At 43.3% G+C, this 19516-nt stretch carries 14 protein-coding genes; 9 read left to right on the plus strand and 5 right to left on the minus strand.

Annotated elements, in window-relative coordinates:
* The first annotated feature begins 23 nt into the window (after positions 1 to 23).
* Positions 24 to 911 carry a putative PEP-binding protein gene (locus tag L3V33_RS11350; protein WP_171312409.1) on the plus strand — a complete coding sequence of 296 codons (888 nt, stop codon included), beginning with the start codon at positions 24 to 26 and terminating at the stop codon, positions 909 to 911.
* 176 nt (positions 912 to 1087) lie between these two features.
* The gene (locus L3V33_RS11355; RefSeq protein WP_017082222.1) at positions 1088 to 1573 is read left to right on the plus strand and encodes a DUF4442 domain-containing protein; all 486 of its coding nucleotides are present in this window, start codon (positions 1088 to 1090) and stop codon (positions 1571 to 1573) included.
* Between the two features lie 117 nt (positions 1574 to 1690).
* Here the strand turns inward: L3V33_RS11355 and L3V33_RS11360 are convergent, their stop codons facing one another.
* Positions 1691 to 3046 (minus strand): hypothetical protein, encoded by a 1356-nt coding sequence (locus tag L3V33_RS11360; RefSeq protein WP_017077207.1) that lies wholly within the window; start codon positions 3044 to 3046, stop codon positions 1691 to 1693.
* Positions 3047 to 3074: 28 nt separating this feature from the next.
* Between L3V33_RS11360 and L3V33_RS11365 the strand changes: the two genes are divergently transcribed.
* On the plus strand, positions 3075 to 3983 hold the full coding sequence (locus L3V33_RS11365; protein WP_004733627.1) for a S1-like domain-containing RNA-binding protein: 909 nt from the start codon (positions 3075 to 3077) through the stop codon (positions 3981 to 3983).
* Positions 3984 to 4287: 304 nt separating this feature from the next.
* On the opposite strand, the gene rsmF is transcribed toward L3V33_RS11365, so the two are convergent.
* From rsmF to L3V33_RS11385, 4 genes are all read right to left on the minus strand, one after another.
* Positions 4288 to 5709 (minus strand): 16S rRNA (cytosine(1407)-C(5))-methyltransferase RsmF, encoded by a 1422-nt coding sequence (gene rsmF / locus L3V33_RS11370; RefSeq protein WP_017086834.1) that lies wholly within the window; start codon positions 5707 to 5709, stop codon positions 4288 to 4290.
* Positions 5710 to 5878: 169 nt separating this feature from the next.
* Positions 5879 to 8536 carry an MlaD family protein gene (locus L3V33_RS11375; RefSeq protein WP_237290403.1) on the minus strand — a complete coding sequence of 886 codons (2658 nt, stop codon included), beginning with the start codon at positions 8534 to 8536 and terminating at the stop codon, positions 5879 to 5881.
* Positions 8523 to 9878 (minus strand): paraquat-inducible protein A, encoded by a 1356-nt coding sequence (locus L3V33_RS11380; RefSeq protein WP_054547710.1) that lies wholly within the window; start codon positions 9876 to 9878, stop codon positions 8523 to 8525. The genes L3V33_RS11375 and L3V33_RS11380 overlap by 14 nt, the downstream gene beginning before the upstream one ends.
* 78 nt (positions 9879 to 9956) lie before the next feature.
* The gene (locus L3V33_RS11385; RefSeq protein ID WP_114633583.1) at positions 9957 to 11753 is read right to left on the minus strand and encodes an ABC transporter ATP-binding protein; all 1797 of its coding nucleotides are present in this window, start codon (positions 11751 to 11753) and stop codon (positions 9957 to 9959) included.
* Positions 11754 to 11842: 89 nt separating this feature from the next.
* Here L3V33_RS11385 and L3V33_RS11390 point away from each other — a divergent pair, with 89 nt between their 5' ends.
* From L3V33_RS11390 to L3V33_RS11415, 6 genes are all read left to right on the plus strand, one after another.
* The gene (locus L3V33_RS11390) at positions 11843 to 12334 is read left to right on the plus strand and encodes a GAF domain-containing protein (RefSeq protein ID WP_017077212.1); all 492 of its coding nucleotides are present in this window, start codon (positions 11843 to 11845) and stop codon (positions 12332 to 12334) included.
* A gap of 97 nt (positions 12335 to 12431) precedes the next feature.
* Entirely contained in the window at positions 12432 to 13055 is a 624-nt protein-coding gene (gene proQ, locus L3V33_RS11395; RefSeq protein WP_054547712.1) for an RNA chaperone ProQ, read from the plus strand.
* Between the two features lie 17 nt (positions 13056 to 13072).
* On the plus strand, positions 13073 to 15067 hold the full coding sequence (prc, locus tag L3V33_RS11400) for a carboxy terminal-processing peptidase (RefSeq protein ID WP_065205174.1): 1995 nt from the start codon (positions 13073 to 13075) through the stop codon (positions 15065 to 15067).
* A gap of 274 nt (positions 15068 to 15341) precedes the next feature.
* On the plus strand, positions 15342 to 16028 hold the full coding sequence (locus tag L3V33_RS11405; protein ID WP_054547714.1) for a hypothetical protein: 687 nt from the start codon (positions 15342 to 15344) through the stop codon (positions 16026 to 16028).
* Positions 16029 to 16246: 218 nt separating this feature from the next.
* Positions 16247 to 18853, plus strand: a complete 2607-nt coding sequence (gene pepN / locus L3V33_RS11410) for an aminopeptidase N (protein ID WP_054547715.1) — start codon at positions 16247 to 16249, stop codon at positions 18851 to 18853.
* Between the two features lie 237 nt (positions 18854 to 19090).
* The gene (locus L3V33_RS11415; protein WP_004733645.1) at positions 19091 to 19309 is read left to right on the plus strand and encodes a DUF2835 domain-containing protein; all 219 of its coding nucleotides are present in this window, start codon (positions 19091 to 19093) and stop codon (positions 19307 to 19309) included.
* Positions 19310 to 19516 lie beyond the last annotated feature (207 nt).

Here is a 19516-nt window from a genome sequence, read left to right on the forward strand (position 1 = left end):
AACATAAAAATGCTGGAGCAGCAATGACTCAAGAAAATCAAAGCACTTTGCACCCAGAACTAGTCTTAGGTGATGTGCTGCCTTCTTACAACGATAATAATAATTCTAACCACTTATACGTTTCATTATCTGAATTGGTTATGGATCGTATCTTCTATCACCCAAGTATTGAAAGTCACTTAGATACACTGACTGATATCGAAAAAACCTCTTTAGATGCGATCCTTGGCGATAAAACAGTCGATGAGCATTTTGTTTCGACCTTAGTGATTGCCATCCAAGCTGCCGTTCAGCCAAATCATACCTCTGTTCGTATCGCGTTAAGTAATGCTGACAGCTATGGCTTCCGTTCACTACTTGGTGGTAGTTGTGAAGCCGAAGAGATAAACCCGGCACTAGGTGTTCGAGGGGTTGCTCGTTATGCAACATCAGAGTACAGCAAAGCATTCGCTTTAGAGTGTCAGGTAATTAAAGCGTTGCGAGAGCAGGGTATTAACGTTGAAGTGGTTGTACCGTATGTACGAGCATTAAGCGATGCCGCTAAGATTATTGATTTGCTTGCAGAGCAAGGCTTACCGCGAGGCCTTAATGGTTTGAAAGTACTGTTCTCGTGCGATGTGCCGTCTGCAGTGCTACTGAGCGAAAGATTGCTGCATTACTTTGATGGTGTTGTAGTGAACGTTGATAGCTTAGCGTCTTTCACTTTAGGCGTAGACAAGCACAATGAAGCTCAGCAACATGCTTTTGATCCACAAAACGAGGCGGTTATTACCTTGTTGAGTATGATTGTTAAAGCAACGCTGAACGCGAAGAAGCCCGTCCTGCTTGTGACTCAAGGCTTGGTGGACTACCCGCGTCTACAAGGCTTTATCGCTGATCTTGACGGTGTTGAGACAGTCGTTACTGCATAGACCAGCTTATTGTCTAAATAAATCAACTTGCTGTATGAGTTTATTTAAAGCAATAAAGCTTTGAGAATGAAAGAGATATCATTATGCGATGATATCTCTTTTTTGTAACATTTTTTTGACATCTCGAGCGCTAATCGATTAACTGGTCTGATGACTTATTTGACTAGGTAACTCGAATGTTGACCCCTCTACAAAAAGCAAATTTCTACTTGAGCATGTTTGGCTTTTTCAAAGTGCCTCTGATCTGGCTATGCCGACCAAAACTGCTCGCGCTGGATAATCAACATGTTGAAGTGAAAATTCCTCTCAAAAGACGAACTAAGAACCACCTCAATAGCATGTACTTTGGTGTGTTAGCAGTAGGTGCTGATGTGGCGGGGGGCTTTCTTGCAATGAGTAAATCCCAGCAGCAAGGCGAAAAGATCTCGTTGGCATTTAAAGAGGTGACAGGTAACTTCTTGAAGCGCCCGGAAGGTGACGTACACTTCACTTGTAACGATGGTGAGCTGATCAACACTATGCTGGCTGAAACTATGTCTACTGGCGAGCGTGTGAATCAACCCGTGACCATAATCGCGACATGTCCGTCTTTGCATGGCGATGAACCAATGGCGGAGTTCACGCTAACGCTTTCGATTAAGAAAGTTCCTTCTAGAAAATAGCTCGGAAGTATAAGGTTGGTCGGAATCTAAATCTGAAGATCATAGTTCAACTGAAGGCATTCGTAGAACAAGTGGAAGAGCGGTATGTGAATCTAGTGTCCACATACCGTAACAACGCTATGACTCTTGGGTGATTTGCTCGATATCAACGATCTTTGAACGGTTCATTACGATTTTCCAACGGTAATAGGTCGGTTCAGTATCGTGATTGTTCTCTTTAATGATCAGGTTGAGCAGGTGACGCTTTTCGACAGACTCACGGCTTACTTGCCCTTCATTCAGGCGATATACGTTATTTGACCCCTTGTCCATCAAGCGTGTCAGCGCTCTCAGGCTGATCGATAACGTTTCACGAGTCTCCTCGTAACCACTCATGAATGTTGACGTCGACATCTCGGTATGTGAACGATAGTGCAAGACTTGCTCTTCACGCTGAACGACACGTTTCTTGCGTATTGATTGAATACGGTCAGCTAACTTGGAAAAGTTCGCATAGTCCAACCATTCAAGCTTGTGGCCGACAGATTTATTGGTTGTTGGGTCAAAGTAGCGACGCTTCCACTTGGGTTTGCCTTTACGAAGCCAACGCCAAAGGATGTCTCTCAAGTCATCTTTAAATATTTCACGCAGTGCGTAGATAAATGACATCGACACGATGAAAGAAGCGGTAATCTCTCCTAGAAAATCACGAGCCAATATGACGGTTGTCGTCACCACCACCATGACTAAGCCTGTCGCAATACCTTTAACGGCACGCTTAACGTTTTTACCCATGGAGGTGGTCCTCTCCTTGAGTACGATAGGGTGTTCTATCAAACGTCGCAGCAGTCGCATCTTGTTACTCAGGCGCGTTACGTCTTCACGAACTTTGGCTGAGTTATAGCGATTAAGTTTACGATGGGCTGTCTCTTTGTCACACAGCGTTAAGAGTCGCTCTTTTATCGTCGAGTACTCACTGCCACGCGGCATATGAGAGACCAGAGATAAGAATTTTTGCTCTGTGTACCAAGAAAGATAGTTATCAATGTTTGCGTAGTAGCGTTTGAGGTTTTCTTCATAAGGAATACTTCGGCGAAGCTTCTTCAAGATGTCTAACGCGAGCTCAATGACTTCATCAACCTCATCCGCTGTTACGTCGTCACTATCAGTCTTATTTAAACTGCTCACGGCTTTATCTAAAGCAATAACATATTGATATGCGAACAAACTCAAACTCACACGATACTGTGTCGTTGATAAGCGTCCACGTTTTGCCAAGCGACTGTGTACCAAAGGTAACAGTGTCTTGTCACTGTAGTAGGCGCGCTTTTGAGTAATTGAGCTGTAGAAAAAGGCACTTTCAGAAAGTACTTCGGGAGTGAGTCCGAGTTCACCGGGAATGAATAGATAAACGTCCATGTCGAGCTTTTTGGTCTTCGCCATTGCATGGTTAATTTTGAGTGTTATCGCATCTTGTTTATCAACGGTGATCAACGATGTCTCCTAGAATGTAAAAATATGAATGAAACTAGCGAAAGCATATCAGAGATCACGTATAATCACCGCCAAATTTAAAGTAGAGAAAATCTTGATGATTAATATTGGTCAAATAAACAACTTAGAAGTAGTAAAGCAAGCCGACTTCGGTGTATTCCTTGACGCTAGCGACTATGGAACCGTGTTGCTGCCAAAACGATTTACTCCTGAAGGTGTTGAAATTGGTCAAAAACTGGATGTTTTCTTATACATTGATTCTGACAACCAGATCGCTGCAACGACTGAAAAACCAATTGCTCAAGTGGGGCAGTTTGGCTTGATGACGGTTGAAGGCGTAAACAGCACCGGTGCATTCATGAGCTGGGGCGTGAAAGGTAAAGATCTTCTTGTTCCTTTCAGCGAGCAACGTGGCCGTTTAAACGAAGGTCAGTCAATCTTAGTATATGTGTATATTGATAAAGCATCTAGCCGCATTGTAGGTACAACAAAGTTCAACAAGTGGTTAGACAACACGCCTGCGACTTATAAGCAAAACGAGCAAGTGGATCTCATTATCGCTGAGCGCAGCCAGTTAGGTTACAAAGCGATCGTTAACGGTGAGCATTGGGGCATGATTTTCCCATCAGACATCATCGGTAAGCTGTTCATAGGTAAAGCGCTAAAAGGCTACATTAAAAACGTTCGTGAAGAAGACGGTAAGATTGACTTGTCTCTTCAGAAAATTGGTGTGGCTAAAATGGATGACCTAAGCACTAAGGTTCTCGATCTGCTTGAGAAGAAAGGTGGTTACTTACCTTTGAATGATAAATCTTCTCCGGAAGTTATTTTCTCTGCATTCAGAACCAGCAAAGGTACGTTCAAGAAGACAATTGGTGGTTTGTACAAGTCTGGCAAGATCACTATCGACAAAGAAGGCATCAGCCTAGTTAAATAAGCGAGCTTGTCGGTCAAAAAAAAGCCCAAACCTTCCTGTTTGGGCTTAGGGGAAAGGGCTCCGAAGAGCCTACGCTAATCGTTTTAATTCTTTGACTGTTAGACTGAAGTCTAGTTTAAATTCCCTAATAAGCGATTTTTGTTATTGGAAATAGCGACTTGAATTGATATTTGTGTAATTAAGTGTTGATTTTTCAGTGCTTCCCTTGAAATGAGCTAGCCGACAAGAATAGAAAAAGCCCAAACAATGAAGGTTGTTTGGGCTTTTTGTTTTTCTCAGTACAGTGAGAGCTTTAATCGAACGACTAGAAAAGGTTTTTGTCGCGTACTAGCTCTCTCGGTAAGCCATTCTTCACTCGGTTACCTACCCATTTACCAAGGCCGATGATTGCGCCGTTGTATTTTACTAGCACTTCGCCTTTGCCTGACAAGCCTTCTGGGCGAACGTCTCGGCCCATGAACCATTCTCGAGCATCTTCGATGATGAGGTCTACAATGTTAGCTTCATTACCTGTCGCGAGCGTTGTCGCGACTTGGTGTTGCCATCGGTAACCTTTTTTATGGGTTTCAGCGATCTTGATGCCCATACGAGAGAAACGGAATGCACCGATCATAGGCTCAAGCGCCTCAGGGAATAGCCAAACGTCTTTATCTCGGATCCAAACTTGAGTATCACTTGGTAGTTCGATATCGAGAGCACTAAGAAGTTGTTCAGCGACTTCTTGCTGAGCTTTCTTTGACGCTTTTTCAAATGGGAACTTACCCATGCGTTTTTTAACTTCTGGTGGAGTCACAGACGCTAGTTTACGGATACGTGCAACAAAGAAACCTTCAGAGTCATACACCTGAGGGAAGATGTGAAGAAAGCCTTCTTCAGTCGTCGTTGCTTTTGCGTTGTCGAACAGTGATTCAAGAGATTCAAACTCAACCGCATCACCAAAGGTTTCTTTTAGGTGATGGCACACTTGTTGGTTCTCTTCAGTGCTTAACGTACATGTTGAGTAAACCAAAACACCATTAGGTTTAAGAGCATGGAATGCACTTTCAATCAGGTCTTTTTGCGTGTCGGCAATATCGACTACAGATTGATACGTCCAGTTCTTCATCGCATCAGCGTCTTTACGAATAGTACCTTCGCCAGAGCAGGGTGCGTCCAGCAAGACAGCATCAAACTGTTCTGGCAACCAACCACCGAAAACTCGACCATCGAAGTTACTGAGTGCGGCATTACGAACGCCACAACGTTCGATGTTGGCGTGAAGTACTTTCACGCGGCTTGCAGCGTATTCATTGGCAACCAACACGCCGCGATTATTCATTAGCGCAGCGATTTGCGTTGTTTTAGAACCGGGTGCAGCAGCAGTATCTAGCACGGCTTGGTAATCAGCTTCGCCTTGGAAAAGTGCAGAAGGTGGCATCATAGAACTGGCTTCTTGGATGTAGAAAAGACCAGACATGTGTTCTGCCGTATTACCTAGAGGCGCTTCACTTTCATCGGCTGTAATCCAAAAACCTGTTTCACACCAAGGTACAGGTTCCAGTTCCCAGCCTTTCTCTTTTGCTCGCACTAGGAAGTCTTCAACACTGATTTTCAGTGTGTTGACTCGAATACTTTTACGAAGTGGTTTTTGGCATGAGGCAACAAAAGAAGCCATATCTAGGTGACTAGGCATGATCGCTTCGATGTGCGTTAGGAATTCTTCAGGAATATATACGTTAGCGTGCAAAAGAGTATCTCGAATTATTGCATTAATGCGGGGAGTTTAAAGCAAAATGAGGTCGTCCTAAACCATATTTACGGCAAACAACAAAAATGCAGCCGAATGGCTGCATTTTGATGAAGAATTAATCTTCGTTAAGCTGTATTAATTTGCATGGAGCTTCTGAGGATTCACTCTATGGACGAGGAATCGCTGTTCTCCATGACTTCCACTCATCTTCTGCTTGTGGATATAGGTAGAAAGACTGATCTTCGCTTGCCACAGGCTGAAGTTCACTCGTCGGTGGCGTTGAGAAGGTAATTCCGCCTCTTAATAAACTGTCTACCGTTCCGGCTTTGATGTTTGCACCAGAGAGGCCGATAGAGACATCGACACCCGACACGTTCCAGAACACAGTGTTTGCGCGGATCAGATACGCGTAGTCAGGTTCTATTTGAATCGTAGAGATGATGCGATCAGCAAACTCGCCTAGTTGTACATCGATAACACTACCGATTTCTAGCTCACGGAATAGGATAGGTGTGCCTTCAGACACCGAGCCTCGCGTTTCGCTTTGTAGCTGGAATATCTTGCCTTCAGGCTGCACGGGTCCTTTGCTAAGCTTAAATTTCGTACTTCTGTCACCATTGCCCGGATCTACGTTGATGTGCTTAGAGAGAAGCGCAGAGACGTTTTTGATGCCATTAAGGCCGATCTCAGGTTCTGCCAACCAGAAGTGACTGTTCGCCACGGCAATCTTGCCAACGTACTCAGGTAAGATTCGCGCGGTAATTTCAATGCCGCCTTTATTGAAGTTAGGAATCACCAAAGTAACCTCACCAACAGTGACACCTTGGTATTTGATAGCCATACCCTTGCTGACTTCTTGATCGCCAGAAGAGGTAATCGTAATCGCGCGGCCAAACTTTCGAGCGGATTTAGAATCTTTGTACAGCTTCCACACATCACCAAGCTTATTGTCTATACCGGGAAGCGAATCAAAAGCAATACCACCTTGAATTAGCGTTTTAACGGGTGCCGCTTTAATACTAATACCCGATAGCGAAGCATCAATCTCAACGCCTGAGCGGTTCCAAAAAACGGTATGTTTATTGAGTAAGTGCGTGTAACGATTTTCGATCGTGACTTTGATTCTTACACCACCATCAGCAAGCTGAAAATCCGAAATACTACCCACTTGTAGGTTACGGTAGAGCAGTGGGCTGCCTTTAGAAATTGAAGGTAACTCACTAGCAAATAATGAAAGCGTTTTTGAGCCTGACTGATTAAACTTAGCGATTTCTGCTAACGATTTGCTTTGGAAAAGTTGGTAGTCAGTTCGAGCTTCAGGTTTACCTTCACTCACAAAGCTGATCGAGCCAGTAAGAAGCTGCTTTGCCGGTGGAACCGTAACACTTAAACCTGATTCGGTCAGCTCTGCGGTCGCACTGCCTGTCACAAAGAAACGGTTGTGACTTTTGATTAGGTGCGCATATTCGTTATCGATAAGCGCATCCATAAACACTTCGTGCTTGTCAGAGCCAGTGCCAACACCATCAACTAAGCCAACTTGAATGATAGAGCCAACGGCAATACCTTTGTAGAGCAGTTGTGTACCGACATCCAATCCGAATGAGTTGTTTGATGTTAAGCGAATCGCGACTGACTTTTCTTGTTCCTGACTGAACTCGTTTTTACGAATCGCAGTGAATCGACGTGCCTTTTCACCTTCGCCCGGTACCAAGGTTAAAAAGTTACCTGTCACTAAGTTGGCAATGTTTTTCATACCAGTGAGTGACAATTCAGCTTCTTCTAAAACGAATTTACTCCCGCTATTTAAAAAGTCGCTGAATGCCGGTTGGATAGCGGCAGATGCAACCACGTTTTCGCGACCTTCGCTTAAAGATAAATCAGTGATCTGACCGATTTCTATGCCTCGATACATGATCGGAGCGCCAGTTGCGCTGATCTTGTTGTCATCTGGCACAGCGATTTTGATAGAGATGCCACGACCGGCAGTTTTCAAATCTGGGTAGAGCTTGAACTTGGTGTTCATCTCGACGGGCTGACCTTCTCCGGGAGAGTCAACCGCAATTGAACCGCCAAGCAGCGCGCTTAGGCTTTCTAAGCGCACATCGACGCCTGAAAATCCAATACTGGCACCTAAGCCACTGACATTCCAAAAACGGCTTTGGTCGGTAATGATATGGCTGTATTCATCTTTAATCGACGCTTGGATCGTAACGGACTTCGCGTTGTCGTTTAATTGGTAGTTGTAAACCTCACCAATTGGAATTTTACGATAAACGATTTGAGAGCCAACAGACACACCGCCCAGATCTTTGGTCGTCAGTGAGATATTTAGACCTTCAGAGGCCAATAAATCAGAAGGGGAGGATTCTAGAGCTTGGAAAACGGTTTCTAGTTCTTCTTTGGTTTCGCTAGGATGAATAGCAATGTAGTTACCCGAAACAAGCGCGTCTAACCCTGAGATACCAGACAAACTCGCCGTTGGTTTTACGAGCCAGAAACGAGTGCCCTTTGAAAGTAGCTTCTTCGCTTCTGGGTAGATGTCAGCATCGACATAGATACTCGATAAATCTTTGGACAAGGTGATGTCGCGCACCATACCCACCTCTAAGCCTTGGTAACGAATTGTCGTTCGACCGGCGACTAAACCTGCGGCATCTGAGAAGTATATCTGCACACGTTGCCCTGCATCGTGTATCGATTTCATGACCAACCAACCGGCTAATGCGACGGTTAATATCGGCAGAATCCACAAAGGTGAAATGCCTTTGTTTTTCCTTACTTCTGGTGAATATGACGCTTGTGATTGGTTATCGTTGTTCATTCACTGACTCATCTTTAGAGGTGTAGTTATCCCAAATTAGCCTAGGATCTAAGCTTTCCGCTGCCAGCATCGTGAGAACAACAACGACACCAAAAGCGACTGCACCATAACCTGGTGTAAAGTTTAAAATCTGTCCACGGTCGACCAAGGTCATCATGATCGAAATAACGAACAGATCCATCACCGACCATTTTCCCACCCACTTCACAATGAAATAGATGGTCATGCGCTGCCTGTGGTAAACCGCGCGCTTCATCTTGATACAAATTAAGATGTACGTTAGGCCAAGTATTTTCGCAACAGGCACGACGATACTGGCAATAAAAATGATCGCTGCGATGCCATACATGTCGCTATTGATTAGCGAAGCGACACCAGAAATTATCGTGTCTTCTAGCCTTTGTCCGTTTGTAATAAGGATAGAAATAGGAATAACGTTGGCTGGTATGATAGCCACTGACGCAGCAAACAACAGAGCCCATGTCTTCTGTATAGAGTAGGGCTTACGGTGATATAAGTCATGGTGACAACGTACGCAAGTATGACCGTCAGGTTGAGAAAGATGGCAGTTGTGGCAGTGTACGTTCTTACTTTCTACAAAAGAGTAATCAGACTCTTGAGCCCAAGCTTCCCAATAGCGACGCACACTGATACGGCTTACCAGTAATACACTGAAAAGCTGCAGTAAAATCAATCCTACTAAACCAGGGCCGACAAAAATATCTGAGTAATCCTGCAGTTTGAAGCATGAGACAGCCAAACTTACCAGAAATACATCCAACATCATCCAATGCTTTAATGTTTGGATGATGGATAACGCATACCTAAATGGCGTGAAAATCTTAAAGCGCAGTGCTGCATGAGTGACGAGTACAGAGGTACAAACGAGTAACGGGGCGATCGAACTACAGAATAGGATGAGTAGGCCTAGTAGAGGGAAGCCTTCACCCATTAAAGTAAAGACACCTGATGGTAACGTCGCAGGTATCATGACGCCAATCAGACGAATACTGATAAATTCAAAAAAGTGTGAGGGGATAAATAGCAATAAGCAGGTAATCGCGATTGCTAGGTTTCCAGACAGGCTAGGTGTACCGCCTCGGTAAAGCTGAGTGCCACACCTTGGACAATATGCGGATTTCCCTAGAGGGATATCCATTTTATCAACGGGTAGTTCGCAGCCCTGACACAGACGTACAGAGCTGCTGTCGCACAGGTGCTTGGTTCTTAACGGAGACTTAGTTGCTAACGGAGACTTAGTTGTCAACGGAGACTCAGTTGACAACTGGTGCTGAGTCGATAAAGAGTTGGTTTCGGATGGGGAGGTCACGCGACCTCCCAAGTTGAAACACTAATCAAGCTGAAAACCTGATTTAAATGCCTAGAACTACACTGACTTAAATCTCTAGAACAATAAACATCAGGCGTGCGATTGCACACTGCCATAGAGTGTTTGATATAGTCCTTGTTGTTCAACCAATTCACCATGCGTTCCTGTCTGTGTGACTTGCCCATCTTCTAAAACATAGATTAGATCGGCCTGTTTCACCGCTGATAATCGATGAGCCACTATCAAAGTTGTGCGATCTTTCAAAAACTCGCTTAGTGCTTTATGCAGTGCTGACTCTGTTGCTGTATCCAAGGCAGATGTCGCTTCGTCAAGAATAACAAACTTAGGATTACTCAGCACCATGCGGGCGATCGCTAAGCGTTGTCGTTGACCGCCAGACAGTCGAACGCCATTCCTACCAATTTGCGTATCCAAGCCATTACTCAGCTGTTTGATTACATCTTGCATTTGAGAGACTTCAAGCGCGCGCCACAACGACATTTCATCGTATTCAGCACCAAGGGTCAGATTATGCCTTAATGTATCGTTAAAGAGTATAGGTTGTTGTAAAACAACGGCAATTTGACTGCGTATTATGTCAAAACTGATGTCGTCCGTTGTTTCACCATTAAAGCGTATACAACCAGAGTCCGCCTGATAAACCCCAATTAACAACTGGATCAACGTTGATTTACCACCACCGCTAGCACCCACTAGGGCGACTTTTTTTCCTGCTGGAATGTGTAGCGATAGCCTATTTAAAACAGTGTTTTCTAATGTGTAAGAGAATGTAACGTCTTCAATGTCGACTGTCACTTCTTTATGGTCATCAAAAGGGTTTACCTTGCTAACAGGGCGATGTTCTTCTTCTAGTTGCAGTAGGTCGTTAATACGTTGCAGCGCTGCTTTCGCGCTATACCAAGAGAATTGAATCCCTAGCAATTCTTGGACAGGGCCTAACATGAACCATAAATAGCCGAACACCGCAAAAATCTGACCTATCGTCAAGTCACTGAATAACACCATTAGCATTGCGACGGCACGGAATAGTTCAAAACCTAATAAGAACAGTAGAAACGAAACACGGCCGGCAGCTTCCGATTGCCAAGCGTATTTATCGGCATCAATTCTTACTTGGTTTGCTTGAACTTTAAGTTCATCAAGAAAGATACGCTCCTTATTAGCGGCGCGGAGTTGATAGATGCCATCCAAGGTTTCAACTAAGCGATTCTGAAAACGCTCAAAAGACTGGTTCTCATATTTTTTGAGGTGTTTAACTCGGCTGCCGAGTTTACGAGAAAAATAAATAACAACAGGATTGACGAGTAAAATAAATAGCCCAAGTCGCCACTCTAACCATAGTAGGACGATAGCGGTTCCGAATACCGTTAAGAAACTGATGATAAATTTAGAAAGGGTCGAGCCAATGAACTTATCAATGGTCTCTATGTCTGTAATTAGGTGGGCATTAATACCGCCGCTGCCCTTGGTCTCATATTGTCGGATGCTAATGCGGCCAAGTTTATCGATCATCTTGCTACGCATCTGGTAGGTGATCGTTTTGGAAACCAAAGTAAATTGGCGACCTTGTAGAATATTCAGCGCTTGGCTGGCCGAGCGCATTAAGATAACCAACAAGAGAGTAAGCGCAATATAACCAGTCGGCGTTTGCAATGAGACTGGAAGTAGCTGATTCATCATCTCTAACCCTGAAGCTGGCTTATCAAGCAAAACTTCATCGACCATGAGTGGCATAAGTAGAGGGATAGGGACGCTAATTAGGGTTGCAATAATGGCAACAAAGTTAGCAAACAGTAATTTGGACTTGTGTTTTTTTACTTGAGTTATCAACCAAGAACGGCTAATAGTGTCTTCTGAATTGTTCATTGTAATGAGAATAAGTCCTATTTAGTTTGATGACCGCATTTTACTGCGTTCTCTTGATAATGGAAGTCTCAATTTAATTGGAAGTTAATATGAAAATAGAACATTACCAACGCTTAACCAAACAAGCCGTTGCATTAATTGAATCTGAAACCGATCTAATTGCAAATCTTGCAAATATTAGTTCATTATTATTCATGGAATTGGATGAACTGAATTGGGCGGGTTTCTATTTAATCAAGCAAGATTTAGCTAAGGAAAAAGACGAACTAGTACTGGGCCCATTCCAAGGTCAACCTGCTTGTGTTCGAATTCCGGTAGGGCGTGGTGTGTGTGGAACTGCGGTTGCGACAAATACAGTTCAGCGTATTCATGATGTGCATGAGTTCGAAGGTCACATCGCTTGTGACGCTGCAAGTAACTCAGAAATCGTTATTCCATTCTCTATCGATGGCAAAGTTGTGGGTGTTCTTGATATCGATAGTCCAAATATTGGTCGTTTTTCTCAAATTGATGAAGACGGATTGACATTTTTTATGGCTGAAGTGGAAAAGGTGCTTAATTCGCACGCGAACAAGGCATAAATTATTCTCTTACTGTGGTTTTTCCCAAGCATCTCTCTATAATACGTAAAAATATTTTCTTAATGCTCGCGGAAAACCGCAAAAACCAGGAACCCACATGGAAAACACTGAAAAGTTAAAAAACAGCAAAGAAGTTATCGCATATATTGCTGAATGTTTCCCTAAATGCTTTACTCTAGAAGGTGAAGCAAAACCACTTAAAATTGGTATTTTTCAAGATCTTGCTGAACGTCTAAATGAAGACGAAAAAGTAAGTAAGACTCAGCTTCGTGCAGCGTTAAGACAGTACACATCATCATGGCGTTACCTGCACGGCGTAAAAGCTGGCGCAGATCGTGTTGACCTAGACGGCAACGCGTGTGGCACATTAGAAGAAGAGCACGTTGAGCACGCTAAGGCTACACTTGCAGAAAGCAAAGCGAAAGTTCAGGCTCGTCGTAAAGAACAAGCACAGAAAGCTCGTGAAGAAGGCAAAGCGAAAGCTAAGGCGAAGAAAGCTCAACAGCCTCGTCGTCAAGCGCCTAAAGCACCGAAAGTAGAAAAGCCTGTAGAAACACGCGCTTTGAACGCTGACGAATTCATCGCTGGCAAAGAAGTAAATGTGAACATGGGTACAGGAAACATGGCTGCGACCATTGTTGAAATCAATAAGGAAGATGTGCGTGTTCAGTTAGCAAACGGCCTACAAATGGTTGTTAAAGCGGAGCACTTGCGCGCTTAAAGGAGATACTCCTACGCATGAAATGCCGTTCAAAATTGACACTGATTGCTGCTAGCTTTTGTCTAGCAGCTTCAGCTCAGGCTCTTGAAGCCAAATTAGATCAGGACGATTTACCTTTACTCGTTCCTGAGGCCCAACACGAAACTGCTAGTAAACGTGTTACTTCTCGATTTACTCGTTCTCACTATAAACACTTCAATCTCAACGATGATTTCTCTCAAGCTATCTTTAATCGTTATTTAGAGATGCTGGATTATAATCGTAATATCTTCACTCAAGCTGATATTGACTCTTTCTCCTCATCATCTGTTCAAATTGATGATCAGCTGAAAGCGGGTAATAACCAGATTGCTTTCGATGTTTATAATCTTTCTATGCAGAAGCGTTTTGAACGTTTTCAGTATGCGCTGTCTTTGCTAGACACTGAGATTAAGTTTGATACCGATGAAAGTATTGAGCTCAATCGCAATGAAGCGAAATGGCCAAAAGATATCGCCGAAGTGAATGAGCTTTGGAGGAAGCGTGTTAAATACGATGCGTTGAACCTAAAACTTACTGGTAAAGAATGGCCAGAGATTCAAGAAGTTTTGGAAAAGCGTTACAACAATGCGATGAAGCGTATCACGCAGTCGCATAATGAAGATGCTTTCCAAATCTACATGAACGCATTTGCGCGTGAAGTTGATCCTCACACCAGCTACCTTTCTCCAAGAAATGCAGAGCAATTCCAATCAGAGATGAATCTATCTCTAGAAGGTATTGGTGCTGTACTTCAGATGACTGACGACTACACCGTTATTCGATCTCTCGTTGCTGGTGGCCCTGCGTCAAACAGCAAACAATTGAGCGACGGCGATCGTATTGTTGGTGTTGGTCAAGATGGCGAAGAGATTGTTGATGTTATCGGCTGGCGTCTAGACGATGTAGTGCAATTAATCAAAGGACCGAAAGGGACCAAAGTTAAGCTACAGATCTTGCCAGATGGTAAAGATGCAAAAAGTCACGTTGTCACAATTGTACGCGATAAGATTCGTTTAGAAGACCGCGCTGTTAAATCAGAAGTTATCGAGAAAGATGGCAAGAAGATTGGTGTACTCGAAGTACCAAGTTTCTATGTTGGTCTTTCTAAAGATACAGACAAACTGATCACTGAGCTTAAAGGGCAAGGTGTTGAAGGTATTATTGTTGATCTGAGAAACAACGGTGGTGGTGCACTCACTGAAGCAACTGAACTCTCTGGTTTGTTTATCAAAGAGGGACCCGTTGTTCAGGTGCGTGATAGCTACGGTCGTGTCAAAGTGAACAGTGATACTGATGGCGAAATTAGTTACCAAGGCCCACTAACGGTATTGGTCAATCGCTACAGTGCTTCAGCCTCTGAGATCTTTGCGGCAGCGATGCAAGATTACGGTCGTGCAATCATTCTTGGCGAAAACTCTTTCGGCAAAGGAACGGTGCAACAACATCGCTCTTTGAATCATATCTATGATTTATTCGATAAAGAGTTGGGCTATGTTCAATACACAATCCAGAAATTCTATCGAATCAATGGTGGCAGTACGCAAAACAAAGGTGTAGTACCTGATATTGCTTACCCAACGCCAATTGATCCTGCTGATACCGGTGAAAGTGTTGAAGATAATGCTCTGCCTTGGGACAGTATTGATAAAGCAAATTATTCAGTGTTACAGCGTAACGATGAAGAAATAATTGCTTTGACTGCCCAACATCAAGCTCGCATTGCTACTGACATGGAATTCGGCTTTATTGCGCAAGATATTGAAAAATATAAGGCAGATAAAGACGATAACGACCTTTCTTTGAATGAAAAGGTACGTCAGCAAGAGAGCGATGATGCGGATACGCTTCGTCTAGATCGTATTAACCAACGTCAAAAGGCCGCTAAATTAGAGGCATTTAAAACGTTAGATGATATTCCTAAAGACTATGAAGCCCCGGATGCTTATCTTGATGAGTCTGTTGCTATCATGCTGGATATGATCAAGAAATAGAGCAAATACCTGTTAAAGGTGATTGTTTAAAGATGCACAATTTAAAAAGCGAGCCTAGGCTCGCCTTTTTTGTGTCTATGATTTGACAGGAATACCTGATTGTAACCGTTGAGATTGTCGCAAAGAACACTCAATACTCAGGGTCATTTAGCTCTATTTTGCATCGAATAATGACACTTAAGTTACTTTGCACTTAAAATTTAGTGACTTGGATCATATTTTTTCGCTTTCTATTCATTACGTGCCTAAGCTTAAAGAAAACGAGGGGGCGCGTATGAAATGGATTCTACTATTTTTATCTTGTTTAAGTTTTGTTGCTTTTGGGAGTGAGGTAGCTGCTTCGAGCGATCAACAATCAAAAAGTGATAGCAATCTATCTCATTTTGACCTTCCTCTGTTGCTTGGTGATTGGTATTTGATGAACCCAGATCCTGAGCAAGGTACTGAAAACTTTAGAGCAATCAAACTCACTCTCGATTCAAACTACTCTTTCTCTATTGATATTCAGAAGAAAGACTATAGTGTCGACCATTGGGAAGGTTTGTATAACGCCAATGAAGACACGATTATTTTGGGTTTAAATACTTCTGAGCCTCAGGTTTACGCTTACAGCAGTAATCACAATATGCTGAATCTTAACGGTGTGATGTTCACCAAAGCCTTGCCCAACGCCCTGGCGGGAATATGGTCAAGCGCAGAACTTTCCGGGAGCGATTTGCGTGCCAGTAACATTCAAAAAATGGATTTAGTGCTTCAACCTGACTTTATCTTCATGTTCCGAGTGTCTGATGAAGAAGGGGGGGAAGTCATTCGTCGTGGAGTGTATTACACCGAAGGCGACCAATTAGTACTGCTGTATGAAAATGGCGAACACGGTACTCGTTACACACTGAACAGTGATGTGTTGACGCTTCAAGGTGAAGAAGGAGACATGTTTGCGGTGCTCAATCGCATTCGTTAAGCACTATATCTTGCTGTTAAGTCGGGCTCGTTGATAATATGGTTCACAGTTCATTTCTTAGCCGTTCCTGTCTGATTTGATTGATAAAATAGTAAAACATGGAGGCATTTTCCTACAATGCCTCCTTTTTTCAATATTCCCCTTGTTTTATTGGCGCTCAACCTTTAGATATATACAGTTAAAAAATAATTACGTATAACGATCAAAAGGAACCCGTCATGGCACATACACCTCAAGCCAAGTATCGTAAAGATTATCAATCACCATCTCACACTATTTCTGAAATCGATCTTACTTTCGATTTGTACGATTCGGCGTCCATTATTACCGCTGTTTCTAGTGTTAAGCAGGAGAAAGAAAGCTCGACATTAGTACTTGATGGTGAAGGCTTGAAGTTGGTGTCTGTTCTGGTTGAAGGTACGGAGTGGACGCAGTACGAACAGTCTGAAACTCTACTTACTTTGAATTACCTTCCGAAAGAATTTACGCTAACGATCGTGACTGAAGTCGACCCTGAAGGAAACAGTGCACTTGAAGGCTTGTACAAATCGGGTGGTGCGTTCTGTACTCAATGTGAAGCTGAAGGTTTCCGCCGTATTACATATTACATGGACCGCCCAGATGTATTGGCGAAATTCACGACAACGGTTATCGCAGACAGAGCCGAAAATCCATTCCTACTCAGTAACGGTAACCGTGTAGACGAAGGCGAAGCTGAAAATGGTCGTCACTGGGTGAAATGGCAAGACCCACATCCAAAACCTGCGTATCTGTTTGCTTTAGTTGCGGGTGACTTCGATGTACTTCGTGACGCATACACCACACAATCTGGTCGCAATGTCGATCTAGAAATCTTTGTCGACAAAGGCAACCTCGACCGCGCAAACCACGCGATGGTTTCTTTGATTAACTCAATGAAGTGGGACGAAGAGCGTTTCAATCTTGAGTATGACTTAGACATCTACATGATCGTAGCCGTTGATTTCTTCAACATGGGTGCGATGGAAAACAAAGGCCTGAACGTATTCAACTCTAAGTTCGTTTTAGCAAATGACCAAACAGCAACTGATACAGATTACCTAGGTATAGAAGCGGTTATCGGTCACGAATATTTCCATAACTGGACTGGCAACCGAGTAACGTGTCGCGATTGGTTCCAGTTAAGCTTGAAAGAAGGTTTAACGGTATTCCGTGACCAAGAGTTCTCTTCTGATCTTGGCTCTCGCGCAGTTAACCGTATCAACAATGTTCGCATTATCCGCGGGCCACAATTCGCTGAAGATGCGAGCCCAATGTCTCACCCAATTCGCCCTGAAAAAGTGATAGAAATGAACAACTTCTACACGTTGACAGTATACGAAAAGGGCAGTGAAGTGATCAGAATGATCCACACACTGTTGGGTGAGGAAGGTTTCCAAAAAGGCATGAAGCTGTACTTTGAACGTCACGATGGCACGGCTGCAACATGTGAAGACTTCGTAGCGGCAATGGAAGATGCATCGGGCGTTGACCTGTCTCAGTTCCGTTTATGGTACAGCCAATCTGGTACGCCGACGCTTTCTGTTGAAAGCCATTACGATGCAGAGAAAGAAGAGTACACGTTAACGACTCGCCAAGTAACAGCGCCAACTCATGAGCAAACTGAAAAGCAGGCTCTGCATATTCCTCTAGATATCGAGCTATACACAGCGTCAGGTGAAGTGATTGAGTTACAATGTAACGGTCAGCCAGTTCACAATGTATTAGACGTGAAAGAAGCGGAACAAACGTTCGTGTTTGAAAACGTTTCAGAGCAACCAGTTCCATCTCTGCTGCGTGAGTTTTCTGCGCCAGTGAAACTTGAATACAATTATTCAGACGAAGAGCTGATCTTCTTGATGGTGAATGCTCGTAACGAATTCTCTCGTTGGGATGCAGGGCAAATGCTGCTAGCGAAATACATCCGTAGCAACGTAGATAACGTTCAGCAAGGTCAAAAGTTTGCACTTTCTTCTGAAGTCGTTGATGCATTCCGTGGTGTATTACTCAGCGATTCGTTAGAACCTGCGTTTATTGCAGAGATGCTTTCTCTACCAAGTCATAATGAAGTGTCTGGTTGGTATGAGCGTGTCGATATCGATGCGGTTGCATCTGTATTGAAAGCGATGAAAGTGACGCTAGCGAAAGAGCTCGAAGATGAACTTGCTGCGGTTTACCACAGTCACGCATTAACAGAATACACGATTGACCATGATTCAATTGGTAAGCGAACTCTGCGTAAAGTTTGTCTAAGTTACTTGGCTCATACTGAAAAGGGTGATGACTTGGTTGTCGCTATGTACCAGCAAGCAAACAACATGACAGACACAATGGCAGCAATGGGCGCGGCGAACATTGCACAACTCCCATGTCGTGAAACTTTAATGGCGGATTACAGCGACAAGTGGAAACATGATGGTCTTGTCATGGACAAATGGTTTGCTCTTCAAGGAACAAACCCAAGTTCAAATGCACTTGAGGTGATCAAGGCGTCTATGTCACACCAAGCATTCAGTTTGAAGAACCCGAACCGTACTCGCAACTTGGTTGGTTCGTTCTTAAATATGAACCCGGTTCAATTCCACGACAAGTCAGGACAAGGTTATGCGTTTGCTGGCGAGATCCTACGTGAGCTGAATAGCAGCAACCCGCAAGTGGCTTCGCGCTTGATTGACCCGCTACTTAAGTTCCGTAAATATGATGATGAACGCCAAGCTCTAATCAAGAAAGAACTTGAGACGCTGAAGAACATGGACAACCTAGCGAATGACTTATTCGAGAAAGTGGCAAAAGCACTAGAGGCTTAAGTTCGCGCTCATTCAGGTAACTGTTTGTTAATATGCGGTTTGCTAATAAGCGGCTTGCTAATAAACTGTTTATTAATAACAAAAATTCATCAGTGGTAGATAATATCTGCCACTGATTTTTTTGTTTCTGGGTCATCGAATTTTCGATAAGCTAGAGAAGTTTTCAAGCTCAGTTGTACAGTCAGACATCGTTAAGTGCCAAAAAACACTGGTACTGTATATTTAAACAGGTATTGTATGAATCGCTATATTTTCCAACTTAACATCTCATATCAGCAGTTTCTGGCCAGCTATTCTGGTGCGGCAAGTAAAGTTCAAGTGATAACGACTACTGGATTACGTCTACAGTTACCTGCAACTCGGTTCAGACCTTTTCTTACACAAATAGGGGTTAGAGGGCAGTTTAGACTGACAACTGACCAAAAAAATAAGTTTATTAAGTTGGAAGCTCTGTAAACCTTGGCGTGCCTAGTGAGTTAAAAGGAATCTTAATCACATAATCAAACATTTCACCTCTTACCACCTCCAAAACAATTAACTATTTCTCAATAATACTTTTACAATAAATGAATGCATTACCTTTGCTTAACTCGTTAGTAGGAAAGAGCTCAACGGCTCAATTCAAACACTAGCTTAAGTAAGTCCCCTAATAATAAAATATAA

It is taken from the genome of Vibrio sp. A2-1, assembly GCF_021728355.1.
GTDB classification, from domain to species: Bacteria; Pseudomonadota; Gammaproteobacteria; order Enterobacterales; family Vibrionaceae; genus Vibrio; species Vibrio splendidus_K.